Consider the following 10628-nt stretch of genomic DNA (forward strand, 5'->3'; position numbering starts at 1 on the left):
ACTCCACCCTTCACTTCACCCTCCACTTCGGCTTCGCTTGCTTCCACCGATCTTCCTTTTTCTCAAGGGAGGATGAACAGTTCGGACAAATCACGGCCTGGGTTGGGATCGGCATGCAGCAATACGGGCATTCCTTTTTCGTCATAGAATGCAAAGGATGCTGGTGAGGTTTTTTCCACCTATTAATTTGCCTCACAACTAAAAATACTGCAAAAAGAATGATGAGGAACCTTACAGTCGCCGTGATGAACAGACCATAATTGATCGTTGCCGCTCCTGCTTCCTTTGCCGCAGAAAGCGTTGGATAAAAATCTCCGCTCAAGCTGATGAATAAGCTTTCAAAATTCATTTTTGAATACAGTAATCCGACAGGCGGGAGTAGGATGTCGGTGACGAGCGAATCGATAAAACCACTAAAAGCTGCTCCCAATACCATCCCGACTCCCATATCGACAGCGCTCCCCCTGACAGTGAACTCTCGAAATTCACGTAACAACCCCATCCTACCTCTCCTCTCTTCCCTTATTTCTATGAGAAAGCAGGACAAACTATGAGGAAACACCCCCGAATGTAAAGTTTGTTACTATATCAAAAACCGTGGCTATTCACACATTTACCTTTCGTACTTGGTCAGCCATAATTTGCTTCAGACAATCCGCCAATCCTTTCACGTCTTCCTCGGAATGCAGATGACTGAAAGACAAGCGGATAAACGTTTTTGCGTTTTGCTCAGAAAACCCCATGGAAAGCAGCGTTTGAGGAGGTCCTTCACTTCTCACCTGACAGGCACTTCCTGTTGAAAAGGCATAGCCTTTACGGTTTGCCTCAAGCATCGCCCATTGTCCATCCATTCCTTTTATACATAGCCCCAATATAGGAACCTCATTCAGTCCTCCCAAAACCGTCAGCTCACCTGCAGCCTCCGTCAATAACTCCATAAAATATTCTTTTCTTTTTCTGATCACACTTTGATGTTCCTCAAGTGAAGCGACGCTTTTATCAGCAGCGACTAAAAAACCTGCAATGCCTGGAGTGTTGACCGTCCCTGCCCTCACGCCTGACTCATGAATGACATTGGGCAATAAGGGCTGGAAGGATAAACTCGGTCGTATATATACAGCCCCTACACCTTTAGGTCCATACACTTTATGACTTGATATTGAGAAGCTGTCAAAATAGGGAGCGGCCGAAGCGAGATCAACTTTTCCAAAAGATTGGACGCAGTCACTATGAAATAGACTTCCCCACTTCTTACAAAGGGTATGGATGCGTTGAATTGGCTGAACAGTTCCGATATCGGCATTCACATGCTGGATGGTAACGAGGGCCGTCTCTTCACGAATTAAACTTTCCAGCTCTTTTATATCAAGAATGCCTTCCGGTGTTAAGGAAACTCTGCTGATTTCATAGCCCTCCTGCTCCAATTTTTCTAAAAGGTGCTGGATGGATGAATGTTCAGCGGCTGAAGCAATAATGTGGTTTCCTGGATGAGCGTCCAATAAAGCTTGAATGCCTATAACATTGCTTTCTGTTCCCCCGCTTGTAAAATAAATACCTTCAGATTTCACGTTCATAAGATTCGCTAGCGATGTACGGCAATGTTCCAACAGCTTGGCCGCCTTCGTCCCAGCATCGTGTAAACTACTTGTGTTTCCGTAAAACTCTTTTGATGCTTTCATGTATGCTTCCAACGCTTCCTCATCAATCGGACAGGTCGCAGCATAGTCGAAATAAGTCGTCATTTCATCCTTCCTCTCCCTTTTTCGGATAAAACACTTGTCATTATTTTAATTGTGTGTAAATATAGGTGTCAATACATCTGTAAATTTACAGGAGGACTGGAATGAAAAAAGCGGACGTCATCATTGTAGGAAGCGGCATTGCCTCCTTACAATTAGCCAGACATTTACGTAAGGATTTAAATGTGATTGTTCTCACAAAGTCTACGCTGCGTCAAAGCAATTCTTCTCTTGCTCAAGGAGGAATTGCGGCTGCCATCCATGAGGATGATCACCCTTGCTCCCACTATTTAGACACGATGGAAGCAGGAAGATATATAAATGATGCTTGCAAAACGCTTCAGTTAACAACCGAAGCGCCAGGAATTATCGAGGACCTTATCAAGGACGGTTGTCAGTTCGATCACGATAAAAACGGGTCTCTTTTGCTCGGAAATGAAGGAGCCCACAGTTACAACCGTATCGTTCATGGAGGCGGCGATCAGACCGGAAAACGAATCGTCCAAGGGTTGATTTCCAAGCTCACAGGAAATATTACAATCTATGAAAATGAGTTCGTCTATGAATTGCAGAAGGATATTACAAGTCGTTGCTGCGGGGTTAAAAGTAAAGATTCGGCTGGAGAGACTCACACATTTTCTGCCCCCCATGTAGTTCTCGCTACAGGTGGGTGTGGACAACTGTATTCTTACACCTCCAATACTGAATCCGTCACTGGTGATGGAATGACCTTAGCCTACCTGGCTGGAGCCGAGATCTGTGATATGGAGTTTATTCAATTCCACCCAACCCTCCTCTATTGCGAAGGGAAAACGAAAGGTTTGGTTTCTGAAGCCGTTAGAGGAGAGGGCGCCGTCCTCATTGATGATAATGGAGAGCGGCTGATGGAGCATGTCCACCTATTGAAAGATTTAGCTCCTCGTCACGTTGTTGCCCAAACCATTTATGCCCATTTACAAAAAGGACATCGCGTATACCTGGACATTCGCTCAATATCACAATTTGAGAAACGATTTCCTACGGTTTCTTCTTTGTGTAAAAGTATCGGTCTCTCTCTTAAGGATGGATTGATCCCAGTCGCCCCTGGCTGCCACTTTTCGATGGGTGGCATCCGTATTGACGATGTTGGGAGAACGACGATTGAAGGTCTCTACGCAATCGGGGAGGCCGCTAGTTCAGGTGTACATGGAGCTAACAGGTTAGCGAGCAATTCATTACTTGAAGGCTTAGTGTACGGAAAACGCCTTGCACAATACATCAATACAAACCTTTCTGCCCACCTGAGAGCAGAATCACAAAGGCAATACCATAAAGGACCTTATTCGCTTCCTCTGCCTGAAAAAGAAGAAATTCAAAGTCGAATGATGAACCACGTCGGCATCGTCAGGTCAAAAACGGACTTGCTGCTCCATAAGGAATGGTTAGAGTCCTTTCCTATCGACCAACTACCTTATTTTGACTTGAGTTTGCTCACTATCGAACAAGTGAAGCTCTTGTTTATGCTGCAAACTTCATGGTTGATCACCTGCTCCGCACTAGAGCGAGAAGAAAGCCGCGGCGGACATTTCAGGAGTGATTACCCCTATGAGATTGAAGGGTGGAAGTTAAAACAGATCGTACAACAACGTACGCTGGAAAGAAGGGAAATCGATGAACAAATTAAAACTTAAAAAGAAACTTGAAGACTTTTTCCTAGAAGATATCGGAGATCAAGATGTCACCAGTGAGTATCTCTTCCTAAATGATACCGTAGGCGAAATGGTCTTTATGAGCAAGCAAACCGGTGTGTTTTGTGGAGCGGAAATCATCCATGAAGGATTCCACTTATTAGACAGTACAATCAAAACAGAAGTGCATATTCCAGACGGGGCTGTGGTCGCTTCAGGAATTCCGATCGCAACCATACAAGGACCGATCGTGAACCTCTTGAAAGGTGAACGAGTGATCCTGAATTTAATTCAACGGATGAGCGGAATTGCTACGACAACTAGAGAAGCCGTTCAACTCCTTAACAGTGATGACACACGGATTTGCGATACAAGGAAGACAACACCTGGGTTAAGGATGTTCGAAAAATATGCTGTCCGAGCAGGAGGCGGCTTAAACCACCGATATGGGTTATATGATGCCGTTATGCTGAAGGATAACCACATCGCTTTTTCTGGGTCGATCTTGCATGCGGTGGAAAAAGTACGATCTGAATTAGGACACATGGTCAAAATTGAAGTTGAAACAGAGAACGAAGCACAGGTCCTGGAAGCTGTGGAGGCGGGTGTCGACTGCATTATGTTCGACAACTGTACGCCAGAAGAGATTCAGCATCTCGCCACTCTTGTTCCTTCTGCGATTACGACGGAAGCATCCGGTGGCATCTCCCTTCTTAACCTGGCTTCTTATCGCCATACAGGCGTTGATTATATATCCTTAGGCGCGCTGACTCATTCCGCCTCTGCCTTAGACATTAGTGCGAAAGTTTCCATTAAAATAAAGGTGGTACAACGATGAATCTATTTGAGACAATGGAACAATCGACCCCAACACTCCCTGACCGGTATAAAACAATGACAGCAGAAGAGCTCGAACAACGTGTGAAGAATGTGAAAGACAGCATGGGTACTCGGCTTTTCCTGCCTGGACACCACTATCAAAAGGATGAAGTCATTCAGTTCGCTGATGCTCGTGGGGATTCCTTGAAGCTTGCTCAACTGTCTGCAAATCAACATGAAGCGGAAGCGATTGTGTTTTGTGGAGTGCACTTTATGGCAGAGACCGCGGATATTTTGACGCGCGAGGATCAGCACGTCTATCTACCCGATATGCGCGCAGGCTGTTCGATGGCCGATATGGCGAATATTACCCAAACGGAAAAAGCGTGGGAGAAATTGATGACGAAGTTCGATGATACCATTCTTCCTCTCACCTACGTAAATTCGACCGCTGCCATTAAAGCCTTCGTTGGAAAGCACGGCGGAGCTACCGTCACTTCCTCCAATGCGACGGGAATGATTGAATGGGCCTTTACTCAAAAAGAGCGGATTTTATTCTTGCCCGACCAGCACCTGGGACGGAACACAGCTTATGATTTAGGCATTCCTCTAGAGCAAATGGCGGTATGGGATCCAATTTTAGAAGAGTTAATTCATAAAGTGCCTCTGGAAGAAGTGAAAGTAATTTTGTGGAAAGGGCACTGTTCCGTTCACGAAAATTTTACGGTATCAAACATTCACCAAGTCCGTGAAGACTACCCTGATATGAAAATCATCGTCCACCCCGAGTGCAGCCGGGAGGTCGTCGAGCTGTCCGATCAGGCAGGGTCAACGAACTACATTATTAATGCCATCAAAAATGCCCCTGCTGGCAGCGCTTGGGCCATCGGTACCGAGATGAACCTCGTCAACCGAATCATCCAGGAGCACCCGGAACAACACATCATCTCATTAAACCCAATGATGTGCCCGTGCCTTACAATGAACCGGATCGACCTCCCTCACCTAGCCTGGTCACTGGAATCACTAGCGGATGGTAAGCCGCAAAATTTAATTAAAGTAGACACCGAAATCGCGATCGATGCGAAAATGGCATTAGACCGGATGCTGGAGCGAGCTTGACTCTTTCCGTAAAAAGTGAGTACACTCAATTATGAGTGCACTCACTTTTTTTAGGAGATGATGGGAATGGGACGAAGTGAAAAGAAACAGCTGACGAGAGAACGGATTCTCGATACAGCTAAGGAGCTCTTTTTCACCAATGGATATGACGCGACGACCACGGAGGAAGTTGCCAAACAAGCAGATATCGGTGTAGGGACTCTCTTTAATTATTTTGATTCAAAAGCAGAACTGTTAGTGGAGGTTTTCTCTGAAGAGTTTGTCGAGGATATGGATAAGAAAGATTATAAAATCAAAGAAGAAGATCGGAATCGCGAAGTTGCTGAATTGGTCTATCATTACTTATATAATCGTGTGGAGCGCTATACTCACTTCAGTAAAACACTGTTCCGAGACATGATGGGAATCGCCATTTACTCATTCCAATCAAAGCCTGAGATGTTGAAGAAATTCGTCGGCCTCGATTTCATGCTAGTCGATGAACTGATTGAATTTTTGAATCATTTGAAAGAAGAAAAGATGCTTCAGACAGAGTTCGATTCCAATCAAGCAGCTGAAATTATTTACAGCTCGCTCGGTTTTGAATTCCTTATGTACATGTATCAAGAAGAACTTACGGTGGAGGATTTATTGGGCGGCATTCGTAATAAAATAGAGTTTATCCTTTCCTGAGCAGATTTTCGCTGATATAAATGAATGTTCGCCGATATATATCGTCATTCGCTGATATATATCGGCAAATACTGATAATTATTACATTATCGATGATATTGCGCTCTATTCGGACTTGTATATCATGATCATTTCCACTGGAAAATCAATGAACGGATTTCGATTACCTTGAACTTCATATATTGCCTGATTACGGTGAAACTCATAAACCTCTGGCGGCTCATTTCGATGCCATTCAAGTAAGAGTTGCTCATCAATTTTATCTTTATGATTAGAGCCAATACGGTCCGGATATCGTATTAAAAAATAGAGCATGGCACGGGCTACAGTTCCCTTCGCATATTCTGGTTCAAATAACCCGTCTTCCGCCTTTCCACACTGCTTCTCAACACGATTGATTTCGACCTCAGTCCTCTCTGGATAATCCTTAAAATCGTGATAGGGATAATTCCCTCTTATAGAATTACATCGTGGCTCACACGTAAACAGATGATGTAGGTCCCCGCGCATTGGCTCATGCTCATCAAACCACGATTGAGGCACTGTATGTTCGCAATTGTATTTGAAGGCAGCAACAACTTCGCTGATCAATTTCGAGGAATCACGATCCTCCTTACTTTCAATAGCGGCTTTTCGGTTTTTTGAAGTTTCATAATCCTCTTGAATGACATCCTCCGGCTCTCGATTCTTACCTGAATAAATACTGCTCAACTTCCCATCCGGGCGCAAGTCCACCCAGGGATAGACATATTCACTTGGATCATAACGCAGTTGATTCTTATGAGTAGATTGAACAAGCTCCTTAATTTCTTCGATGTTAGGAGAGTTAAAATCAATCTTTTTATAATAGGTCTCTTTCATCTTCTCATTCTTTTTGTGATCGAAGTAAATTCGGTCATCCTCTATAATCTTCGCCTTATTATTCTTCACTTGATCAAGAATATTTTTCAACCCATGTTCATCCGAAGGTCCAGAAATCAATTTTTCCATCATTCGCATATCCATTATTACCTCCTACACGATATTGTTTCTTCAACCCTATTGACTGATTCCCTCCATACCTCCTATTCATGCTGCTCGTTAGCATTTTAACTAAATTTTTACAACGTAAAGAATATACTTAGCGCTTCAAGCAAACATTAAGCTTAGTACACCTAAAGGAGGTCTTTACGTATGAACAAAGAACGTGCGAAAGAAATTTTCAATTCTCCTGAAATGATTCATGTCACTCATCAGGACAGAGAGGTTTACATTGAAAAAGTGATTGAAAGAAACGAGATGGCTCGCATTCATCCCGTAGATCAGCCTAATGTGAATCAAGAAGTTCCATTGTATGAATTGAAAGAGCCGCAACACTAAGAGAGACCATCCCCTTTCCAGCGCTGAGAGGTGGATGGTCTCTCTTAGTGTTGCGGGTTTTTATGTTGGTGTGTTAAATCTTATTGTTTTCTTTTTCGATTAAAGCTCCCTATTCTGGAAGACTCAGTTTCGAGGCTTTCATGTGCGATGATGGTGGCGGGGAAAACGACTCCCTTTCCGCGGGCATGCGCTGAGCCTCCTCGAGCCCGAGGAGGCTTGCCGTCATCCCTGCAGGAAAGCGAGCTGCTTCCCAACCAACCCTGAACCTCAATACAGCAACGAACCCTGATTATCTCGAAATCAAGTCTTCCACAATTCTGCATTTGTGTTGAATAAGATTTTTGATCCACTTTTGTATATAGGAAGTGATTAACTCATTTGTTAGATGGATGACTTCACAATGTTTGGTGGAACCCCTGCACGTCGGGAGTGTTTCCCTTCTAAGTTTCCCCCTCTTACTCAACAAGGTAAACAGATTATTTTTAGACCCGAAATAATCTTGATAAGATGAACTATATGATCTTTTGATATAGAAAAGAGGTTGAATCATGTCAGTAAAAACACTGCAAGATATAGAGTTTTCCGTATTAGACCTAGCCCCTGTTATCGAAGGAGGAAGCCCTGCGGATTCCTTCCGTAACACTGTAGACTTAGCTCAACATGTTGAAAAGTGGGGGTTCACAAGATATTGGATGGCTGAACACCACAATATGCCGTTTATTGCAAGTTCAGCCACATCCATCGCAATCAGCCATGTCGCACACAACACATCGACGATTCGGGTAGGATCAGGCGGCGTGATGCTTCCCAATCACGCACCGCTTGTCATTGCCGAGCAATTCGGAACGCTTGAAACGCTATTTCCAGGTAGGATTGACCTCGGTTTAGGACGCGCACCCGGGACAGATCAACTCACTGCTCAGGCGCTTCGACGTGATTTGAATAGTCGTGCTGAAAACTTCCCCGATCAAGTGGAAGAGTTACGAGGGTATTTCGAAGGGAAAAACCGAATAAAGGCGATACCTGGAGAAGGATTAAATATTCCGATTTGGCTGCTCGGATCCAGTGGATTCAGCGCCCAACTCGCCGGACAGCTTGGGCTTCCATTTTCATTTGCCAGCCATTTTTCTCCTAACAACACCCTTGGAGCACTTGACTTATACCGTCGAACTTTCAAACCTTCTTCTATATTAGAGGAGCCTCATGTGATGGTCGGTGTAAACGTAATTGCAGCCGATACGGATGAAGAAGCTGAACGATTGGCTACATCTCTACAGCAACAGTTTCTGAATTTGGTCCGGAATACGAATCACCTTTTACAGCCGCCCGTCGAGAATATGGATGAGGTTTGGACAGCAGGAGAAAAAGCTGCCTTACAGCAACAGCTAGGCGCTTCCATCATTGGAAGTCCTGCCACCGTAAAAGAAAAACTCGAGAAATTCCAAGAGGATACCCAGGCAGACGAAATCATGGTGATTTCACAAATCTACGACCACGAAGCTCGTGTTCGTTCTTATGAAATCGTGGCTGACCTTATGAAAAACTAAAAGTAAAAGCGCCTCCTAAAATTCTTTAGGACAGGCGCTTTTTTATTTATCCATTGTGGCGAGGTGGGTATATACCTCTTTTAGGTTTGCAAAGCCAAGCTGTTTAATTTCTTGAATACTTTCCACCCATAGCTTTGCGGTTGCTACAGAGTCATGAAAAGCGTGGTGCCGTTGCTCAATCGAAATCCCATAATGCTTACAGCATTCATCAAGACTTACTAAACTCTCTTCTTGATGGATAATTCTCGTTAAAAAAGAAGTATCGACAATGCGGTGTTGAAAATTTTTCCTTAGCGCAAGCCATGTAGCGTGATTCATAAATTGTTTCTCATGGCTCGCATGGTGAGCAACTAATGCATCGTTTTTTACAAACGAATAAAAATCCTTCAACACATCCCGGAGCGGAGGAGCTTCTGCAAGCATTTCTCCTGTAATGCCGGTCAAATCCCCAATCTCTTCCGACGGGGCAGTCTCACTGTACACAAGCGAATAAAAAGTTTGCTCCTCAAGGATTCGTGTCCCCTCAACCTTTACCGCGCCAATAGATAGAATTTCATCTCCTTTATAAGGATAAAATCCTGTCGTTTCAAGATCAAAAACAACAACTGGCAAGTCATTGAAAGGAATATCAAGTGTATCGGTGCTTCTCATTTGTCGTTCCAGATTTCTCACATAAGCCACTTTCGAGGGATCGTTTTGATTTAAAGAGGAAAAGCCGCTTCCCAGTCGATCAGATAGATCTTTGACGAACTGGACAAATGGATTCATAATGCATCCTCTTCATGAAGCATCGATTTTGATTTCGAAAATAGCTTTTGTCCTCTTTTAATTAGGTGTTTCAATTCCTGTTTATCCTGCCTCGATAAGCGGGCAATCGGAAGCAAATGAACCTTATCATAGCTCGTCGCTTCTTTTCTAAACCGGAGACGAAATTCAAGAAGTTCACGAAAGTCCTTCTCATAAGCTTCAATGAACGGATAATTATAATTGAGAATTTCAAATCGCTCCAGGGTCGGAGCGGCACTTACTCCCTTTTTCAATGCTAAAATCCTAAGGGCATTCACATACGGGAAATAAGCGGTCTGCTTCAAATGAATTTCCCCATTTACTCCTTGGCGCTGTTCTGGGAGCAGCTGCCCGAAAACACCGACTCCTTTCTTAATGAACTCAAAGTTATCAATTAAGCGGGAATACAAATGAGGGTTATTTTCTAATATGTTGAAGCAAGTCTTTTTCACCTGCAGCAAGTAATCCTCATTCCCATCCAAGACCCTTGAATCGATGAAAATAGAAAAATTCCGTAACGACTGCCAGCTTTCCTCGTCCAGCCATTCTTCCATCTGCTTGTTAAATGATTCGATCGATTGGCACCACAATGGATTAGACGCCATGACATTGCCTTCACATTTTTCATATCCGACGACTTCTAACCCATGGCTGATTTCCGCACCTAAATTCAAGAAGTAATCCTGATAATGATCCGGACCGTCAAATACGATTCCATGATCCTGATCACTCCAAACGGACTGCTCGAATCGTCCAGCACTTCCCATTAAAAAAAACGCAAAAGGAGCAGGTGATTTCCCCTGCTCACTTTCGATCTTGTCTTGCGCAATGCTAATGGTTTGATACATTAGCTGATCATGGAAGGCATTCAATTGAAGATGGTCGTCGGCAACTGAATCAAGCGTCTTTTCCCGCCA

General features: G+C 43.9%; 11 protein-coding genes. 6 read left to right on the forward strand and 5 right to left on the reverse strand.

Going from position 1 to position 10628, the window contains the following annotated elements; all coding sequences use genetic code 11:
• Positions 1-10: 10 nt before the first annotated feature.
• On the reverse strand, positions 11-502 hold the full coding sequence (gene mscL / locus LD39_RS01310; RefSeq protein WP_052158676.1) for a large conductance mechanosensitive channel protein MscL: 492 nt from the start codon (positions 500-502) through the stop codon (positions 11-13).
• A 103-nt stretch (positions 503-605) separates the two neighbouring features.
• On the reverse strand, positions 606-1742 hold the full coding sequence (locus LD39_RS01315; protein WP_035542021.1) for an IscS subfamily cysteine desulfurase: 1137 nt from the start codon (positions 1740-1742) through the stop codon (positions 606-608).
• Between the two features lie 101 nt (positions 1743-1843).
• On the opposite strand from LD39_RS01315, the gene nadB reads away from it, so the two are divergent.
• The 4 genes from nadB to LD39_RS21695 all read left to right on the forward strand — a co-directional run bounded on the left by nadB (position 1844) and on the right by LD39_RS21695 (position 6019).
• Positions 1844-3409 carry an L-aspartate oxidase gene (gene nadB / locus LD39_RS01320; RefSeq protein ID WP_035542024.1) on the forward strand — a complete coding sequence of 522 codons (1566 nt, stop codon included), beginning with the start codon at positions 1844-1846 and terminating at the stop codon, positions 3407-3409.
• Positions 3390-4244, forward strand: a complete 855-nt coding sequence (gene nadC / locus LD39_RS01325; RefSeq protein ID WP_035542025.1) for a carboxylating nicotinate-nucleotide diphosphorylase — start codon at positions 3390-3392, stop codon at positions 4242-4244. Before nadB ends, nadC begins: the two co-directional genes overlap by 20 nt.
• Positions 4241-5347, forward strand: coding sequence for a quinolinate synthase NadA (gene nadA, locus LD39_RS01330; RefSeq protein WP_035542028.1), 1107 nt, complete (start codon positions 4241-4243; stop codon positions 5345-5347). The genes nadC and nadA overlap by 4 nt, the downstream gene beginning before the upstream one ends.
• A 66-nt stretch (positions 5348-5413) precedes the next feature.
• Entirely contained in the window at positions 5414-6019 is a 606-nt protein-coding gene (locus LD39_RS21695; RefSeq protein ID WP_052158677.1) for a TetR/AcrR family transcriptional regulator, read from the forward strand.
• A gap of 105 nt (positions 6020-6124) precedes the next feature.
• Here the strand turns inward: LD39_RS21695 and LD39_RS01340 are convergent, their stop codons facing one another.
• Positions 6125-7024 carry an endonuclease I family protein gene (locus LD39_RS01340; RefSeq protein WP_035542030.1) on the reverse strand — a complete coding sequence of 300 codons (900 nt, stop codon included), beginning with the start codon at positions 7022-7024 and terminating at the stop codon, positions 6125-6127.
• Between the two features lie 168 nt (positions 7025-7192).
• On the opposite strand from LD39_RS01340, the gene LD39_RS01345 reads away from it, so the two are divergent.
• Entirely contained in the window at positions 7193-7378 is a 186-nt protein-coding gene (locus LD39_RS01345; RefSeq protein ID WP_035542033.1) for an H-type small acid-soluble spore protein, read from the forward strand.
• Between the two features lie 548 nt (positions 7379-7926).
• Entirely contained in the window at positions 7927-8925 is a 999-nt protein-coding gene (locus LD39_RS01350) for an LLM class flavin-dependent oxidoreductase (protein WP_035542035.1), read from the forward strand.
• 42 nt (positions 8926-8967) lie between these two features.
• Here the strand turns inward: LD39_RS01350 and LD39_RS01355 are convergent, their stop codons facing one another.
• Together LD39_RS01355 and LD39_RS01360 are read right to left on the reverse strand one after the other, a co-directional pair.
• Positions 8968-9693, reverse strand: coding sequence for an exonuclease domain-containing protein (locus LD39_RS01355; RefSeq protein WP_035542037.1), 726 nt, complete (start codon positions 9691-9693; stop codon positions 8968-8970).
• Positions 9690-10628: DUF294 nucleotidyltransferase-like domain-containing protein (locus tag LD39_RS01360; protein ID WP_035542041.1), on the reverse strand; the 939-nt coding region annotated here is incomplete at its 5' end. The genes LD39_RS01355 and LD39_RS01360, both read right to left, overlap by 4 nt.

Source organism: Halobacillus sp. BBL2006, assembly GCF_000786645.1.
Classification (GTDB): Bacteria; Bacillota; Bacilli; order Bacillales; family Halobacillaceae; genus Halobacillus.

What these genes read in the sequence shown, in the direction of transcription:
- mscL (WP_052158676.1), bottom strand. Translation starts at nt 502, where the DNA reads ATGGGGTTGTTACGTGAATTTCGAGAGTTCACTGTCAGGGGGAGCGCT.
- LD39_RS01315 (WP_035542021.1), bottom strand. Translation starts at nt 1,742, where the DNA reads ATGACGACTTATTTCGACTATGCTGCGACCTGTCCGATTGATGAGGAA.
- nadB (WP_035542024.1), top strand. Translation starts at nt 1,844, where the DNA reads ATGAAAAAAGCGGACGTCATCATTGTAGGAAGCGGCATTGCCTCCTTA.
- nadC (WP_035542025.1), top strand. Translation starts at nt 3,390, where the DNA reads ATGAACAAATTAAAACTTAAAAAGAAACTTGAAGACTTTTTCCTAGAA.
- nadA (WP_035542028.1), top strand. Translation starts at nt 4,241, where the DNA reads ATGAATCTATTTGAGACAATGGAACAATCGACCCCAACACTCCCTGAC.
- LD39_RS21695 (WP_052158677.1), top strand. Translation starts at nt 5,414, where the DNA reads ATGGGACGAAGTGAAAAGAAACAGCTGACGAGAGAACGGATTCTCGAT.
- LD39_RS01340 (WP_035542030.1), bottom strand. Translation starts at nt 7,024, where the DNA reads ATGGATATGCGAATGATGGAAAAATTGATTTCTGGACCTTCGGATGAA.
- LD39_RS01345 (WP_035542033.1), top strand. Translation starts at nt 7,193, where the DNA reads ATGAACAAAGAACGTGCGAAAGAAATTTTCAATTCTCCTGAAATGATT.
- LD39_RS01350 (WP_035542035.1), top strand. Translation starts at nt 7,927, where the DNA reads ATGTCAGTAAAAACACTGCAAGATATAGAGTTTTCCGTATTAGACCTA.
- LD39_RS01355 (WP_035542037.1), bottom strand. Translation starts at nt 9,693, where the DNA reads ATGAATCCATTTGTCCAGTTCGTCAAAGATCTATCTGATCGACTGGGA.